Below are 14,273 nucleotides of genomic sequence, written 5' to 3'. Positions count from 1 at the left end.
TTCGAGGTGAGGGTCAGCCCAGCAGGGAACGGCCGATGATCTCCTTCATGATCTCGGTCGTCCCGCCGTAGATGGTCTGGATACGGCCGTCGGTGAAGGCACGGGCGACCGGGTATTCGCTCATGTAGCCGTACCCGCCGTGCAGTTGCAGACAGCGGTCCGCCACCCGCTTCTGCAACTCGGTCGCCCACCACTTGGCCATCGACGCGTGGACGGCGTCGAGCTCCCCGTTCGAGTGATCCTCGATGCAGCGGTCGAGGAACGTGCGGGTGACGGCGCACTCGGTGGCCATCTCGGCCACCTCGAAGCGGATGTGCTGCTTGGTCGCCAGCGGCCGGCCGAAGGCCTCGCGCTCCTTGACGTAATCGGTAGTGATCTCCAGCAGGTGCTCGGCCGCCGCTATGGCGGAGACCGCGATGCTCAGGCGCTCCTGCGCGAGGTTCGTCATCAGGTGCACGAAGGCGCCGTTGAGGTCGCCGAGGAGGTTCTTCTTGGGCACGCGGACGTCGTGGAAGAACAGCTCGGCCGTGTCCTGCGCCTTCTGGCCGATCTTGTGGAGGTTGCGGCCGCGTTCGAAGCCGTCCATGCCGCGCTCGACCACGAGCAGCGACAGCCCGTGCGCGCCGCCCTCGGGGGTCGTCCGCGCGACGACGATCACCAGGTCGGCGAGGATGCCGTTGGAGATGAACGTCTTGGAGCCGTTCAGCACCCAGTGGTCGCCGCGGTCCTCGGCGTGGGTGCGGACGCCCTGGAGGTCGGAGCCGGCGCCGGGCTCGGTCATCGCGATGGCGGTGATCAGCGAACCGTCGCAGAAGCCGGGCAGCCAGCGGCGCTTCTGCTCGTCGGTGGCGAGGCCGGTCAGATACGGGCCGATGATGTCGTTGTGCAGGCCGAGCGCGAGGCCCGGGGCACCCGCGCGCGTGAACTCCTCGGCGAGGACGGCGCTGTAGCGGAAGTCGGGGGTGCCGCCACCTCCGTACTCCTCGGACACCGCCATGCCGAGCAGGCCCTGCTTGCCGGCCGCGCGCCAGGCGTCGCGGGAGACGATGCCGTCCTTCTCCCACTGCTCGTAGTGCGGCAGCACCTCCCGCTTCAGGAAGCTGCGCACGGTCGCGCGGAACGCGTCGTGCTCGGGGGCGAAGATCTGCCGCTTCATGCGAGGCCCTTCGTGGGTTCCTGGTGCTGCACGAGGTCGGGTACTCCCCAGTCGCGGGCCACCGCCGCGGTGTCGGCGCCCGGTTGCGCGGGGCCGCCGCGTACGGCGGTGGGGGTCGCCGAGAAGCGGGGCGCCGGGGCGGGCTGGGTGATGCCGCCGTGGTCGGTGAAGGTGCCGCGGGCGGCCAGGTGCGGGTGGCGCGGGGCCTCGCGCAGGGACAGCACGGGGGCCACACAGGCGTCGGAGCCTTCGAAGACGGCCGTCCACTCGTCCCTCGTACGGGACTTGAAGCGGGCCGCGACCAGCTCGCGCAGCTCGCGCCAGCGCGAGACGTCCTTACGGGCGGACGCGAAGTCCTCGATGCCGAGGAGCTCCAGGAACTCGTCGTAGAACTGCGGTTCCAGGGCGCCGACCGCCATGTACTTGCCGTCGGCCGTCTCATAGGTGCCGTAGTAGGGGCAGCCGCCGTCCAGGAGGTTGGCGCCGCGCCGGTCCTGCCAGCCGCCGGCGGCGAGCATGCCGTGGATCATCGCGGAGAGATGGGAGGTGCCGTCGACGATGGCGGCGTCGACGACCTGGCCGGTGCCGGTGGCGCGGGCGTGGTGGAGGGCGGCGAGGACGCCCACGACGAGGTAGAGGGAGCCGCCGGCGTAGTCGCCGACCAGGTTGGCGGGGACGGCGGGCGGTTCGTCGGGGCTGCCGATCATGCCGAGGGTGCCGGTGAGCGCGATGTACGCGATGTCGTGGCCGGCGCGGTGGGCGAGCGGTCCGTCCTGGCCCCAGCCGGTCATCCGGCCGTAGACGAGCCGGGGATTGCGGGCGTGGCAGGCCCCGGGGCCGACGCCTAGGCGCTCGGCGACTCCGGGGCGGTAGCCCTCGATGAGGATGTCGGCGCGGGCGGCGAGGTCGAGCACGCGCGCGGGGCCGTCGGGGGACTTCAGGTCGACGATCACCGAGCGCTTGTTGCGGTTGGTGACGTCGTACGCGGTGTCGATGGCGAGTCCCGTGCCGCCGGGCCGGTCCACGCGGACGACGTCGGCGCCGAGGTCGGCGAGGAGCATGCCGGCGAACGGGCCCGGCCCGATTCCGGCCAGCTCGACCACGCGCACGCCGGTGAGCGGGCCGTGCCCGGGCGTCGTTGCCGTTGTCATCCAGCCCCCATTGGCGTGACACAACTGATGTAACACCAGCGATGCTAAGAATGTGTTCCAGCGGACACAAGAGCAAGCGCTTGGAAAGTTACCCGCCGGAAGGCCGGCTGCGAACCGGCGCAGAGGGAATCAGCGCACGTCCAGCTCCGCTATCAGCCGCTTCGGCGCGATCGTGCGGTAGCTCTCCTCCACCCAGTCGCACAGCAGCTCCGCCGCCGGGGCGCCCTTCTGCTCCAGCGGGATGGCGACCCAGCCCGACTTGCCCAGGCCGTATCCGGCGGGCTCGGCGCCCGGACAGGTCAGGGCGTGCGCGTGGGCCGACTCGTCCTTGAGCTTCACGGTGATGCCCATCGGGTAGCTGCCGTCGTCGACGCCGAGGAAGACGAACACCTTCTTGTTGACCTTCGCGACCGTCTCACCCCAGGGGAACTCCTCGACGGCACCGGGCATCCCGAGGGCGAACTCGTGTACTTTTTCCCACTTCTTCAGGGCAGTCCTGGGCACGGCCACCGCATACCTCCGGGCTCGTCGTCGGGCTCCGCACACCTCACGCTAGCCTCGGCCACCGACAACGGCGCGTGGTGCGGGACCGAGGGGTGTCATGAGCAGGCTGAGCAGGACGGACCGTCCGTACGACATCGTGCTCTTCGGAGCGACGGGCTTCGTCGGGGTACTCACCGCGGAGTATCTCGCCGAGCACGCGCCCGAGGGGCTGCGCTGGGCGATCGCCGGCCGCAGTAAGCGGAAACTGGAGCGCCTGCGCGAGTCGCTGCCCGGTGGTGAGGCGGTCGGGGTGCTGGAGGCGGACGTCGCCGACCCGGCGTCGATGCGCCGGCTCGCGGAACAGGCGCGCGTGGTGGCCACGACGGTGGGCCCCTATGTGATGTACGGCGAGGATCTCGTCGCGGCCTGCGCGGACACCGGCGCCGACTATCTGGACCTCTCCGGTGAGCCGGAGTTCGTGGACCTGACGTACGTCCGGCACGACGCACGCGCGCGTGAGACGGGCGCGCGGCTGGTGCACGCGTGCGGCTTCGACTCGATCCCGCACGACCTGGGCGCGTACTTCACCGTTCAGCAGCTGCCCGAGGGCGTGCCGCTGACGGTGGACGGGTTCGTGACGGCCGACGCCACCTTCTCGGGCGGTACGTTCGCGTCGGCGCTCAACCAGTTCGCGCGCGGGCGCCAGATGCTGGCCGCCGGGCGCGACCGCGCGCGCCACGAGCCTCGGCTGATGGGACGCCGGGCGACCGCGCCGACGGGCGTGCCCCGGTTCGCCAAGGAGGTCGGCGCCTGGGCGCTGCCGCTGCCGACCATCGACCCGCAGATCGTCAAGCGCTCCGCGCGGGCCCTTCAGCGCTACGGCCCCGACTTCCGCTACCGCCACTACGCCGCCGTACGGCACCTTCCCGTCGCGGTCGGCGGGGTCGCGGCGATGGGCGCGCTCTTCTCGGCCGCCCAACTGCCGCCGGCCCGCCGCTGGTTGTCCGGCCGGTTCAAGCCCGGCGAGGGCCCCGGCCCGGAGAAGCGCGCGCGGAGCTGGTTCTCCGTCCGCTTCGTCGGCGAGGGCGGCGGCCGACGGGTGTTCACCGAGGTGGCCGGCGGCGACCCCGGCTACGGCGAGACGGCCAAGATGTTCGCCGAGTCGGCCCTCTCCCTGGCCTTCGACGACCTGCCGGACACGGCAGGCCAGGTCACCACGGCGGTCGCGATGGGCGACGCCCTGATCGACCGCCTGCGCACGGCGGGCATCACCTTCCGGGTGGCCGCCACTCGCTGAGAGGTCGGTGAAGCGGCTGCCTAGAGCGGCCAGCCCGCAATGGTGTAGATCATCCCGACTATCCAGCCGAGCCCCGCGAGCGTGGCGACAATCAGCGCGGCCGTCACGGCACGCTCGACGGGGCGGTCGGGGTCGGCGAGGGGCTTGGGGGAACGGTGCGATGTCATGCGGCCCAGCCTGCCGATCACCGGGAAGCGGCCGCATCCGTACGGATACTCAGCCGACGTACTCAGTCCGCCCGTTCAGGGCGCGTCGTCGGCCCCGGCCGGTGGCACTCCCCCAGCGCGCCGGCGATCCGGTGCCGTGCGGCGGGATCGCGCGCGACTGCGGCGAGGCGGACGGCAAGGGGCCCGACCTGCCAGCCCCTGTGGTGGTCGAAGTACGGCGCCGGGCCGGCCGCGTTGTGGGCCAGCTTGGCGACGAGTTCACCGAGGCGGAGCAGCGCGGTCCGCTCCTCGGTGACCTCGTCCCTGTCCGCGGTCCCGCTCCCGCGGACCTGGTCGAACACCTCGCGCCCCCGGCACCACCGATCGCGATCGGCGGCCAGTTCCAGGACGACTTCGATCCCCTGCGTGCGCTCCATGACAGGGGCCGTCCTCAGGTACGCGTGGGGTCCGTCGCCGCCCGGTCGGCCGGCTCCGGTCTCGGACCGGTCGCGTCCCTCAGCGCCTGTCGGCACAGGGAATCCGCACGCCGTGTGGTCTCGGGCAGCCGGTACTCCGGGGTCAACGCCAGCGTCTGCGCGCAGGCGTTGTCCAAGCTCACCCGGTGGCCGACCGAGACGAACACCGGCTTCACGGCGTCCCGGGTGCGCACGGCTCGGCCGACCTCCTCGTCGCCGGCCATGAGTGGCGTGGACGAGCCGCGGGGCTGGGCGGGGGCGTCGTAGGTGAAGGTGAACGGGTTCTTGGCGACGCCGATCGTGGGCAGGCCGGTGAGGACGCCGAGGTGGCTGGCGAGGCCGAAGCGGCGGGGGTGGGCCCTGCCGTAGCCGTCGCAGACGACCAGGCCGGGTGGGCAGGGCAGGGCGTCGAGGGCGGCCAGGACGGTGGGGATCTCGCGGAAGGCGAGGAGCCCGGGGACGTACGGGAAGGAGATCCGGCCGACGGCCGTGGCCTCGGCGACGACCGCGAGGGTCGCCTCGTCCAGCACGACCGCCGCGGCCGCGACCACGTCCCGCTCGTCGTCGTAGGCCACGTCCACGCCGGTCACATGCCCGGAACCGGGCGGGGGCCCTGGTTCGTCGAGCACCACCCGCTCGCGCAGTTCGTCCTGGACGGCGCGGGCCTCTTCCTCGGTCGCGGGCCAGCCCGCCGGGATGCGTACGGTCGTCATGGTGAGGACGAGCGTACGGGGATACGACTGTTCAGCGACGGGCCAGGGGTAGGCTCGCGATCATGTTCGTGCTGGAGCTGACCTACACCGCACCGATCGAGGACGTCGACGCCGTGCTGGAGGCGCATGTGGCGTGGCTCGACGAGCAGTACGAGAAGGGGATCTTTCTCGCGTCCGGACGTAAGAACCCCCGCGACGGCGGGGTGATCCTCGCCGTCGCGGGGGACCGGAGACACATCGAGGAGATCGCCGCGGGGGATCCGTTCGTGCGGGCCGGGGTCTGTGTGTACCGCGTCACCGAGTTCATCGCGACGAAGACGGCACCGGCGCTGGAGCGGTACCGCGAGACCCTCGGCTGAGGAAGGCGTCGGTCACTTGCCCAGCGCCTGCTTGAGCTCGCTCTTGCTCATGTCCGAACGCCCGTGGATGTTGCGCTTCTTGGCCTCCTCGTACAGCTGATCCTTGGTGGGGCCCTGGGAGCCCTGACCCGACCGCTGCCCGCCCCGCTTGCCCGAGGACATGTCCTGGGTGGACGTACGGCTGGCGGACTTCGACTCGCCGGACCGGGCGCGTTCCTTGTTCACCGTCCGGGACGCGATCTCCTTGGCGCGCGAGGCGCTCTCGCCCCGGTCCTGGGCGCTCTTCTTGATGTGCTCGTACTGGCGTTCCCTCTTCGGGCTGGAACCGGCTGGCATGTGAGTCACTCCTCTCGCAGTCGGCGTCCGAGTACCCACATTCCGGTTCACCTCTCCGACCGCGCGACCCTGCCCTTCTCCCCCGCGGCCCAGCAGCCCAGATCACGCGCGCAGTCCACCGTGTCGTACGAACCGTTGTCGACCGTCCGCCAGGTACGTCCGCCGTCGGTCGTCAGGTCGGTCCCGGTGGGTCCGACCGCCAGGGCGGCGGTGCGGCTGTGCGGGAGCCAGGCGACGCCGGAGCGGTAGGCGGGTGGCGGTGTGTTGGCCGGCGTCCAGCCGCGCCCCGCGTCGACCGTGCGTGCCGCCGCCCGCGGCGAGGTCTGGTCGGCGCGGTAGTCGCCGCCGACCGCGAGGCCGTGCGTACGGTCCCGGAAGGCGAGCGCGAAGACACCGCGGGCCGGGTCGCCCGCCGGGATCGGCGTGTCGGTGGCCGTCCAGGTCAGCCCCCGGTCGGCGGAGTGCAGGACACGCGCGCGTGCCGCCCCGCCGGTGGCCAGCCAGACGTCCTTCGGTCCGGCGGCGACCAGGCACTGCCCGCTCGCCGCGAAACCGGCCTCGCCCTCCTGTGCGGCGGGCATCCCGTCGCTGGGCAGCACCTTCCAGGAACGCCCGCCGTCACTGGTCGACAGGATGCGGAACCTGCCGTCGACCGGGTCGCTCATCGCCAGGCCGTGGCGGCGGTCGAAGAAGGTGAGGCAGTCGTAGAAGGCACGCGCGTCGGTGTTGCGGAAGGACTCGGCCCAGGTCGCGCCGCCGTCCTCGGTGCGGTACACGCGCGAGGCCTCGCCCTCGCCGATCGCCAGCACCACGGCCCGCCGCGCGTCGAACGCCTCGACATCGCGGAACTCCAGCCCGGCGGCGCCGGGCGGCGAGACGTTACGCCAGCTCGCCCCGCCGTCGGTGGTCCGCAGCACGGTGCCCTTGGTTCCGGCGAGCCACGCCGTGTGCCGGCTGACCGCCGCCAGACCCCGGAACCGCACGTCGGGCGTGCCGCTGTCCTTCGCCTCCCAGTGCGGCACCCGCCGCTCCGGCTCGTGCGCCTGCGCGGGTACGGCCGTCAGCGCGACCAGCGCCGCGCCGCACGCCACCCCCGCGGCCAGTGTCCGAAACGTATGCCCCGCCCGTCGCATGCTCCCCGAACGCCTCATGGCGGGCGAAGCTAGTCCACCGCCCCCGTGCCGTCCAGATGCCCGCCGACCACAGGTGACCATCCGGTCACGGGAGGACGAACGCCCCACTCCCGTGCATGAAGGCGGTGACAGAGGTCACTCGGCATCCGTGTGCACGGATTGGCCGATTCCGTCGTCTCTATCAGTGCCCGGTCTCGTCCACCCGGATGTTCGTCCAGCCGTCACAAGGGAGCAAGGCGTTGTCCACCGTCATCGAGCAGCCCGTTGAGGCCCGTCTCGTCGCCGCGGCGCCGCGGATGCCGAGCATTCCCGCGGCCCTTCACTACGACCGGAGCGACCCGTTCGCCGTCCGGATGACCTTCCCGGCCGCGGCCACCCTGGAGGGCGTCGAGGTCTGCTGGACCTTCAGCCGCGAGCTGCTCCTCGCCGGCCTGGAGGGTCCCGAGGGCCATGGCGACGTCCGGGTGCGGCCGTACGGTTTCGACCGTACGGTCCTGGAGTTCCACGCCCCCGAGGGCACCGCCGTCGTGCACATCCGCTCGGGCGAGGTCCGCCGCTTCCTGCAGTCCACGAGCGAGCTGGTGCCCCTCGGCCTGGAGCACCTCCAGCTCGACCTGGACCGCGACCTGGCGGAACTGATGCGGGACGCCTGCTGAAGCGTCCCGCACGGCCACGGTCGCGTTCCGCCAACGCGCCTGCCCCAGCAGCGAGTTGAGCTCGCCGTAGTCATGTCCGCCCGCCCGGCCGCAGCCACGACAAATTACGTTGACGCCCTCCCACTCCTCCCGTACGTTTGACGGCGGTCCTGTTGCCGCCGATTGGAGAAGGACGTTGCTCGTCTGAGGTCCTGAGACACCGCGTCACACCTGAAGTGTGTGTGCGCTGCGTGCGACCTCGGCGTTCGAGCCGCCCTACGGTGCAGGGCTTTTCTCATGCCCCCGTGCCTCTCGATGCCTCCGCGCCGGTCGCCCGGTGTCTCGATACGCGTTTGCCCCTGATCGTTTCGAGCAACCGCGGAGGCGCCTTCATGCCTACTTCCATCACCTGTACCTCCCTTTCCTTCACCTGGCCCGACGGCAGTGCCGTCTTCGAGGACCTGGACGTCGCGTTCGGCCCCGGCAGGACCGGGCTCGTCGGCGTCAACGGGTCAGGAAAATCAACCCTGTTGAAGCTCATCGCCGGTGAGCTCACCCCGTCCGACGGCGAGCTGCGCGTCATGGGCGAGGTCGGCTGTCTCCCGCAGAACGTCACTCTCGACACCGACCTGAAGGTCGACGAGGCCCTCGGCATCGCCGCCCAGCGAGCCGCGCTGCACGCCATCGAGGCGGGCGACCCGGCGGAGGAGCACTTCGAGACCGTCGGCGACGACTGGGACGTGGAGGAGCGAGCCCTCGCCACCCTCGGCGAACTCGGGCTCGGCCACATCGAGTTGGACCGCACGATCGGCGAGGTGTCGGGCGGCGAGTCCGTGCTGCTGCGCCTCGCCGCGCTGCTGCTGCGCCGCCCGGACGTCCTGCTGCTGGACGAGCCCACCAACAACCTCGACCTGTACGCACGCAGGCGGCTGTACTCGGCCGTCGAATCCTGGCCCGGGATGATGGTCATCATCAGTCACGACCGTGAACTCCTCGACCTCGTCGACCAGATCGCCGATCTGCGTTCGGGGGAGATCACCTGGTACGGCGGCAACTACTCGGCCTACGAGGAGGCGCTCGCCACCGAGCAGGAGGCGGCCGAGCGCATGGTGCGGGTCGCCGAGGCCGACCTGAGGAAGCAGAAGCGCGACCTCGTCGATGCCCAGGCCAAGTTGGCCCGCCGCAAGCGGTACGGGCAGAAGATGTGGGACCAGAAGCGTGAGCCGAAGATCGTCATGGGTGCGCGCAAACGGGCGGCGCAGGAGTCGGCGGGCAAGCACCGGATCATGCACGAGGAGAAGCTCGCCGAGGCCAAGGGCCGGCTCGACGAGGCGGTGGAGGCCGTACGGGACGACGACGAGATCCGCGTCGACCTGCCGTACACGGCCGTACCGCCGGGCCGTAGCGTGCTTACGCTGCGCGACCTGGAACTGGCGTACGGCGCACGCGTGGCCCGTGGCCTCGATCTGCACGGTCCGGAGCGGATCGCGCTGATCGGGCGCAACGGCGCGGGCAAGACGACGCTGCTGCGGACGATCGCCGGGGAGCTGGAGCCGGTGGCGGGCGAGGCGACGGCGCATGTCCCGCTGCGGTTCCTGCCGCAGCGGCTGGACGTCCTCGACGGCGAGCTGTCGGTCGCCGAGAACGTGGCCCGATTCGCGCCGGGTGCCACCAACAACCGGATCCGGGCGCGGCTGGCCCGCTTCCTGTTCCGGGGCGCCCGCGCCGACCAGAAGGCGGCGACGCTGTCCGGCGGCGAGCGCTTCCGGGCGGCGCTGGCCGCGCTGATGCTGGCGGAACCCGCGCCCCAGTTGCTGATGCTGGACGAGCCGACGAACAACCTGGACATGGCGAGCGTACGGCAGCTCACCACGGCCCTGGAGTCGTACGAGGGGGCGCTGATCGTGGCCAGCCACGACCTGCCGTTCCTGGAGTCGATCGGCATCACGCGCTGGCTGATGGTGGAGGACGGAGAGCTGAAGGAAACCACGCCCGAGGCCTCGAGGGCGTCCCCCTCCGCTGGTGTCTGATCGCGAGAAGGGGCCGGTCCGGAGCACAGGCCCCGGACCGGCTGCGTGGGTGTGTGTGGCGTCAGCCCGCGGTGGGCACGGGGGCGCGGTCCGATTCGGCCGCTGACTTCGGGTCGGCCGCTTCGGTCTCTTCGAGGTTCGCGCCGGGTGCGGGGGCGGTCTGCGGCTTCGGATCACCCTGCGCCTCATGGACGCGGTCGGTCTCGGAGGCGGCGCATCCTGCTCTTCACCGAGGTCGCCCGCCGGGGCTCCGTCACCGCGACCGCACGGGCCCTCAACTACACGCCGTCAGCGGTCTCCCAGCAGGTCAGCCGCTTGGAGGCGGAGGCCGGGCAGCCCCTGCTCGAGCGTCACGCGCGGGGTGTCACGCTCACCGACGCGGGACGCGCCCTGGCCGAGCGCGGGGAGCGGATCGAGCGCGAGCTGACGGCCGCGGAGAACGAGCTCGCCGACTTCGCGGGACTGCGTGCGGGCACTCTCCGGGTCGGCACCTTCCCCACCGTCGGCGCCTCCCTCCTCCCGCGGGCCGTGATCGCCTTCCGGGAAGCACACCCGGACGTACGGCTGACGGTGCGCAGCGCACGTATCGCGGGCCTGTGGGCGATGCTGGAGAACCGGGAGGTCGAGATGTCCCTGATGTGGGACTACGACTGGAACCGCATCGACCGCGAGGACATCGTCGTCACCTCACTCGCCGACGACCCACCGGCCCTCCTCGTCAGCAACGACCACCCGCTCGCCGGCCGGCCCCTGGCCGCCCTCGCCGACTTCGCGAACGACCCCTGGATCACCCGTGCCGAGAACCACCCGGTGGCCGAGGCTCTGGCCCGCAGCTGCCACGCGGCCGGGTTCGAGCCGCAGATCGCCTACGAGGCCCACGACTACCAGGAGGCCCAGGCCATGGTCGCCGCCGGCATCGGCGTCGCCCTCGCCCCCACGCTCGCCCTGGAAGGCATCCGAGGCGGGGTCAGCGTCCTGCCGCTGCAACCCCCCGCCCCGGTGCGCCGCATCCTCCTCGTCCGCATGAGCGACCACGTCCTCACTCCTGCCGCCCAGGCTTTCGCGGGCTTCCTGCGCGACAGCGCAGCGGTCGGCGCGTCGACCTGACGTGCAACGGGCGCATGAGCGCCGGGTGGTGGCGCACGCCGACAGGGAGCCCCCCGAGACCTCCCCGATGTCCGCGACTCCTTCACCGCGGCGCATCTCAGGAGGGCCACAGCCTGACCGCGAGGGTTTTGTACGGGCGGGTAGGCACTGCATCATGGCGGGTCGGTGGCCCATGCATCATGGGCGCCGAACACTGCCACCGATCCGGAGATCCCGTCGTGCCCAGCAAGAAGGCCCTCATCCGCCGCCCGAGCCCGCGCCTCGCCGAAGGGCTGGTCACGCACATCGAGCGGGAGAAGGTCGACGTCGATCTCGCGGTCGAGCAGTGGGAGGCGTACGCGGAGGCCCTGCGCACGCACGGCTGGGAGACGATCGAGGTGGACCCGGCCGACGACTGCCCCGACTCGGTGTTCGTCGAGGACACGGTCGTCATGTACCGCAACGTCGCGCTGATCGCCCGGCCCGGCGCCGAGTCGCGGCGCGACGAGACCGCGGGCGTCGAGGAGGCCGTCGCCTCGCTCGGCTGCTCCGTGAACTGGATCTGGGAGCCGGGCACGCTCGACGGCGGCGACGTCCTCAAGGTCGGCGACACGATCTACGTCGGCCGGGGCGGCCGTACCAACGGGGCCGGCGTCCAGCAGCTGCGGGCCGCCTTCGAGCCGCTGGGGGCGCGGGTCGTCGCCGTACCGGTGAGCAAGGTGCTGCACCTGAAGTCGGCGATCACGGCGCTGCCCGACGGAACGATTCTGGGCCGTATCCCGCAGCTGGACGTCCCGTCGCTGTTCCCGCGCTTCCTGCCGGTGCCGGAGGAGTCGGGGGCGCATGTGGTGCTGCTCGGCGGGGACAAGCTGCTCATGGCGGCGAGCGCGCCGAAGACGGCGGAACTGCTCACCGACCTCGGCCATGAACCCGTGCTGGTGGACATCAGCGAGTTCGAGAAGCTGGAAGGATGTGTGACATGTCTCTCGGTGCGGATGCGGGAGCTGTACGCCTGACCGGCTGAACGGATCGCGCTATCGGCCCCGGGACCTGCGGGTCCTGGGGCTTTTCGCATACCGGTGAACTCCTGGCGAAACGGCTGCTGATCAGCAGTCTTTACGGCGTCCTTAACCTACGGCTTCGTAACCTACGGACTCGTAGCCTACGATTCCGTAGGTTCCGGCAACCGCTCGCCGGTCATGTTTCTGTGTTGCGCGTCCCCCTGGAGTTCCCGTGACGATTACTTCCCCCAACCTCGGCAGCACTGCCGTCTGGACCGACGCCCGGTTGTTGTACGCGCTGGAGGAAGTGGTCGAGAAGGAACTCAACCGGCATCTGCAGGTCGCGAAGGACTGGATGCCGCACGAGTACGTGCCGTGGACGGACGGCCGTAACTTCCCCGGCCTCTTCGAGGACGGCGAGGCCTGGGACAAGGAGCAGTCCAAGGTCACCGAGATCGGCCGGATCGCCCTGGTCGTGAACCTCCTCACCGAGGACAACCTGCCCAGCTACCACCACGAGATCGCCTCGCTCTTCGGCCGTGACGGCGCCTGGGGCACCTGGGTGCACCGCTGGACCGCGGAGGAGGGGCGGCACGGCATCGTGATGCGCGACTATCTGCTCACCTCGCGCGCGGTGGACCCGGACAAGCTGGAGCAGTTCCGCATGTCCCACATGAGCGAGGGCTTCGAGTCGGACAACCGGCACTCGATGCTGCACTCGATCGCCTACGTCGCCTTCCAGGAGCTCGCGACCCGCATCTCGCACCGCAACACCGGCCACCAGTCCGGTGACCCGATCTGCGACCGCATGCTGGCGCGCATCGCGACCGACGAGAACCTCCACATGGTCTTCTACCGGAACCTGCTGAAGGCGGCCTTCGAGCTCGCCCCCGACCTGACCATGCAGGCCGTGCGGGACGTGGTGGTCAACTTCCGCATGCCCGGCCACGGCATCCCCGGCTTCGAGCGCGCCGCGGCCCAGATGGCCATCGGCGAGGTCTACAACATGCGCATCCACCACGACGACGTCCTGCAGCCCGTCCTGCGCTTCCTGAAGGTCCTGGAGATCGACGGTCTCGGCCCGGAGGGGCAGAAGGCGCAGGAGGAACTGGGGCTGTTCATGGGCGGCCTGGACGCGGAAGCCCTGAAGTTCGACGAGAAGCTGGCGGCCCGCAAGGCCCGGATGGCGGCTCGCGCCGCGGGCTGACCGCGGTTCTCACGGTGATCTGCAGCCGGTCCGCGGGTCCGCGGGCCGGCCGTACGTTTGAAGGCGGCCGGCTTCTCCTGGCCGCTGCGGTATCCGACCACCCGACCTCACCGGTTCGTCGTTCGGTCAGGACCCGGCGGTTCAGTGTGACGTACGCCTGAGCTCCAGGCGTTCCTTCTCCGACAGACCGCCCCAGACGCCGAAGCGTTCGTCGTTGTCCAGGGCGTACTCCAGGCAGGCGGAGCGGATCGAGCACATGCCGCAGATCCGCTTCGCCTCCCGGACGGAACTTCCTGGTTCGGGGAAGAAGAAGTCCGCCCCGGTCTGTGCGCACAACGCCCCCTCCTGCCAGGCCAGGTCGGGCGAGGTGATCGTTGTGATCGTGTCGGTGTGCATGCCCAGGATGGTGCCGGTCGGCGAAAAACGTTCGATCAACGCGGGATCAACGCCGCGCCGCAGGCCCCCCGGCCGACTCGATCGTCTCCCTCGGGGTGCCGCGGCGCACGGCGGCGCGCGGAAACCCGTGAAAACAGGGAGGGCCGAGTCGGTCACCCACGGTAATGGCGACGGTCGCCCCGCTGGACGGCGGCGTTCCGGCAGCGATTGTCAGTGGGCGGTGCAAGACTCGGCAGTGCAGACAGCGGGACCCTTCCGAGGAGGGCGATGATGCTCACCACCCGTTTCGTCACCGGCGCGCCGAACTGGATCGACGTCGGCACACCCGACATCGAGGGCGCCGGTTCCTTCTACGGCGGTCTGTTCGGCTGGCGGTTCCAGCCGGGCGGGCCCGAGACCGGCGGTTACGGCCTCTTCCAGCTCGACGGGAAGACGGTGGCCGGCGGTATGCAGACCACCGAGGAGCAGGGCCCGCCCTCCTGGCCTCGTTGTTTCACGACGCCGAGCGGTTGATCGTGCGCCCGTGATGTCGTGTTCGTTCCTGTCGGGGGCGTTGGTCCGGCAGGTTCGCGTGTCGGCTGTCGTGCCGGTGGCGCCGGGTTCCACGGACCCGGTGGACTGCGGGGTGTCCTCCTCCCGGTGCTCGTCGGGGCGTCGATATTGGTCAG

At 71.0% G+C, this 14,273-nt stretch carries 16 protein-coding genes and 1 pseudogene; 8 read left to right on the top strand and 9 right to left on the bottom strand.

What is annotated here, in order from left to right; all coding sequences use genetic code 11:
- Window positions 1–13 precede the first annotated feature (13 nt).
- The 3 genes from ACZ7NC_RS15075 to ACZ7NC_RS15065 form a co-directional block, all read right to left on the bottom strand.
- A complete protein-coding gene (locus ACZ7NC_RS15075) occupies window positions 14–1,156 on the bottom strand; it encodes an acyl-CoA dehydrogenase family protein (RefSeq protein ID WP_471488322.1) in 1,143 nt (380 codons plus the stop codon).
- Window positions 1,153–2,307 carry a CaiB/BaiF CoA transferase family protein gene (locus ACZ7NC_RS15070; RefSeq protein ID WP_471488320.1) on the bottom strand — a complete coding sequence of 385 codons (1,155 nt, stop codon included), beginning with the start codon at window positions 2,305–2,307 and terminating at the stop codon, window positions 1,153–1,155. The genes ACZ7NC_RS15075 and ACZ7NC_RS15070 overlap by 4 nt, the downstream gene beginning before the upstream one ends.
- Window positions 2,308–2,436: 129 nt before the next feature.
- A complete protein-coding gene (locus ACZ7NC_RS15065) occupies window positions 2,437–2,817 on the bottom strand; it encodes an MmcQ/YjbR family DNA-binding protein (protein ID WP_471488319.1) in 381 nt (126 codons plus the stop codon).
- Window positions 2,818–2,908: 91 nt separating this feature from the next.
- On the opposite strand from ACZ7NC_RS15065, the gene ACZ7NC_RS15060 reads away from it, so the two are divergent.
- Entirely contained in the window at window positions 2,909–4,087 is a 1,179-nt protein-coding gene (locus ACZ7NC_RS15060) for a saccharopine dehydrogenase family protein (protein WP_471488318.1), read from the top strand.
- Window positions 4,088–4,107: 20 nt separating this feature from the next.
- On the opposite strand, the gene mmpA is transcribed toward ACZ7NC_RS15060, so the two are convergent.
- The 3 genes from mmpA to ACZ7NC_RS15045 form a co-directional block, all read right to left on the bottom strand.
- A complete protein-coding gene (mmpA, locus tag ACZ7NC_RS15055) occupies window positions 4,108–4,254 on the bottom strand; it encodes a morphogenic membrane protein MmpA (RefSeq protein ID WP_471488317.1) in 147 nt (48 codons plus the stop codon).
- Window positions 4,255–4,316: 62 nt separating this feature from the next.
- Window positions 4,317–4,670: a hypothetical protein gene (locus ACZ7NC_RS15050; RefSeq protein ID WP_471488316.1), complete on the bottom strand. Its 354-nt coding sequence runs from the start codon at window positions 4,668–4,670 to the stop codon at window positions 4,317–4,319.
- Between the two features lie 14 nt (window positions 4,671–4,684).
- On the bottom strand, window positions 4,685–5,422 hold the full coding sequence (locus tag ACZ7NC_RS15045) for an endonuclease V (RefSeq protein WP_471488315.1): 738 nt from the start codon (window positions 5,420–5,422) through the stop codon (window positions 4,685–4,687).
- 62 nt (window positions 5,423–5,484) lie between these two features.
- Between ACZ7NC_RS15045 and ACZ7NC_RS15040 the strand changes: the two genes are divergently transcribed.
- A complete protein-coding gene (locus ACZ7NC_RS15040; protein ID WP_471488313.1) occupies window positions 5,485–5,781 on the top strand; it encodes a YciI family protein in 297 nt (98 codons plus the stop codon).
- Window positions 5,782–5,793: 12 nt separating this feature from the next.
- Here the strand turns inward: ACZ7NC_RS15040 and ACZ7NC_RS15035 are convergent, their stop codons facing one another.
- Both ACZ7NC_RS15035 and ACZ7NC_RS15030 read right to left on the bottom strand, forming a co-directional pair.
- Window positions 5,794–6,117, bottom strand: a complete 324-nt coding sequence (locus ACZ7NC_RS15035) for a plasmid stabilization protein (RefSeq protein WP_471488312.1) — start codon at window positions 6,115–6,117, stop codon at window positions 5,794–5,796.
- Window positions 6,118–6,164: 47 nt separating this feature from the next.
- Window positions 6,165–7,250 carry a WD40/YVTN/BNR-like repeat-containing protein gene (locus tag ACZ7NC_RS15030; RefSeq protein WP_471488654.1) on the bottom strand — a complete coding sequence of 362 codons (1,086 nt, stop codon included), beginning with the start codon at window positions 7,248–7,250 and terminating at the stop codon, window positions 6,165–6,167.
- A 239-nt stretch (window positions 7,251–7,489) separates the two neighbouring features.
- Between ACZ7NC_RS15030 and ssgD the strand changes: the two genes are divergently transcribed.
- The 5 genes from ssgD (at window position 7,490) to ACZ7NC_RS15005 (ending at window position 13,209) form a co-directional block, all read left to right on the top strand.
- The gene (gene ssgD / locus ACZ7NC_RS15025) at window positions 7,490–7,906 is read left to right on the top strand and encodes a spore wall synthesis regulator SsgD (protein WP_471488311.1); all 417 of its coding nucleotides are present in this window, start codon (window positions 7,490–7,492) and stop codon (window positions 7,904–7,906) included.
- A 371-nt stretch (window positions 7,907–8,277) separates the two neighbouring features.
- Window positions 8,278–9,915: an ABC-F family ATP-binding cassette domain-containing protein gene (locus ACZ7NC_RS15020; RefSeq protein ID WP_471488309.1), complete on the top strand. Its 1,638-nt coding sequence runs from the start codon at window positions 8,278–8,280 to the stop codon at window positions 9,913–9,915.
- Window positions 9,916–10,131: 216 nt separating this feature from the next.
- Window positions 10,132–11,022, top strand: a complete 891-nt coding sequence (locus ACZ7NC_RS15015; RefSeq protein WP_471488652.1) for a LysR family transcriptional regulator — start codon at window positions 10,132–10,134, stop codon at window positions 11,020–11,022.
- Window positions 11,023–11,240: 218 nt separating this feature from the next.
- Window positions 11,241–12,017: a dimethylargininase gene (gene ddaH, locus ACZ7NC_RS15010; protein ID WP_471488308.1), complete on the top strand. Its 777-nt coding sequence runs from the start codon at window positions 11,241–11,243 to the stop codon at window positions 12,015–12,017.
- Between the two features lie 217 nt (window positions 12,018–12,234).
- Complete coding sequence (locus ACZ7NC_RS15005; RefSeq protein WP_471488306.1) at window positions 12,235–13,209, top strand: acyl-ACP desaturase; 975 nt, start codon at window positions 12,235–12,237, stop codon at window positions 13,207–13,209.
- A 141-nt stretch (window positions 13,210–13,350) separates the two neighbouring features.
- Here ACZ7NC_RS15005 and ACZ7NC_RS15000 read toward each other — a convergent pair whose 3' ends face one another.
- Complete coding sequence (locus tag ACZ7NC_RS15000) at window positions 13,351–13,605, bottom strand: WhiB family transcriptional regulator (RefSeq protein ID WP_471488305.1); 255 nt, start codon at window positions 13,603–13,605, stop codon at window positions 13,351–13,353.
- Window positions 13,606–13,875: 270 nt separating this feature from the next.
- Here ACZ7NC_RS15000 and ACZ7NC_RS14995 point away from each other — a divergent pair.
- Window positions 13,876–14,109: pseudogene (locus ACZ7NC_RS14995) on the top strand (VOC family protein); the annotation flags it as partial.
- Between the last annotated feature and the right edge of the window lie 164 nt (window positions 14,110–14,273).

Source organism: Streptomyces sp. NPDC111802 (assembly GCF_055634335.1).
This window is presented reverse-complemented; position numbering and strand designations above follow the sequence as displayed.

What these genes read in the sequence shown, in the direction of transcription:
- ACZ7NC_RS15075 (WP_471488322.1), bottom strand. Translation starts at nt 1,156, where the DNA reads ATGAAGCGGCAGATCTTCGCCCCCGAGCACGACGCGTTCCGCGCGACC.
- ACZ7NC_RS15070 (WP_471488320.1), bottom strand. Translation starts at nt 2,307, where the DNA reads ATGACAACGGCAACGACGCCCGGGCACGGCCCGCTCACCGGCGTGCGC.
- ACZ7NC_RS15060 (WP_471488318.1), top strand. Translation starts at nt 2,909, where the DNA reads ATGAGCAGGCTGAGCAGGACGGACCGTCCGTACGACATCGTGCTCTTC.
- mmpA (WP_471488317.1), bottom strand. Translation starts at nt 4,254, where the DNA reads ATGACATCGCACCGTTCCCCCAAGCCCCTCGCCGACCCCGACCGCCCC.
- ACZ7NC_RS15050 (WP_471488316.1), bottom strand. Translation starts at nt 4,670, where the DNA reads ATGGAGCGCACGCAGGGGATCGAAGTCGTCCTGGAACTGGCCGCCGAT.
- ACZ7NC_RS15045 (WP_471488315.1), bottom strand. Translation starts at nt 5,422, where the DNA reads ATGACGACCGTACGCATCCCGGCGGGCTGGCCCGCGACCGAGGAAGAG.
- ACZ7NC_RS15040 (WP_471488313.1), top strand. Translation starts at nt 5,485, where the DNA reads ATGTTCGTGCTGGAGCTGACCTACACCGCACCGATCGAGGACGTCGAC.
- ACZ7NC_RS15035 (WP_471488312.1), bottom strand. Translation starts at nt 6,117, where the DNA reads ATGCCAGCCGGTTCCAGCCCGAAGAGGGAACGCCAGTACGAGCACATC.
- ACZ7NC_RS15030 (WP_471488654.1), bottom strand. Translation starts at nt 7,250, where the DNA reads ATGCGACGGGCGGGGCATACGTTTCGGACACTGGCCGCGGGGGTGGCG.
- ACZ7NC_RS15020 (WP_471488309.1), top strand. Translation starts at nt 8,278, where the DNA reads ATGCCTACTTCCATCACCTGTACCTCCCTTTCCTTCACCTGGCCCGAC.
- ACZ7NC_RS15000 (WP_471488305.1), bottom strand. Translation starts at nt 13,605, where the DNA reads ATGCACACCGACACGATCACAACGATCACCTCGCCCGACCTGGCCTGG.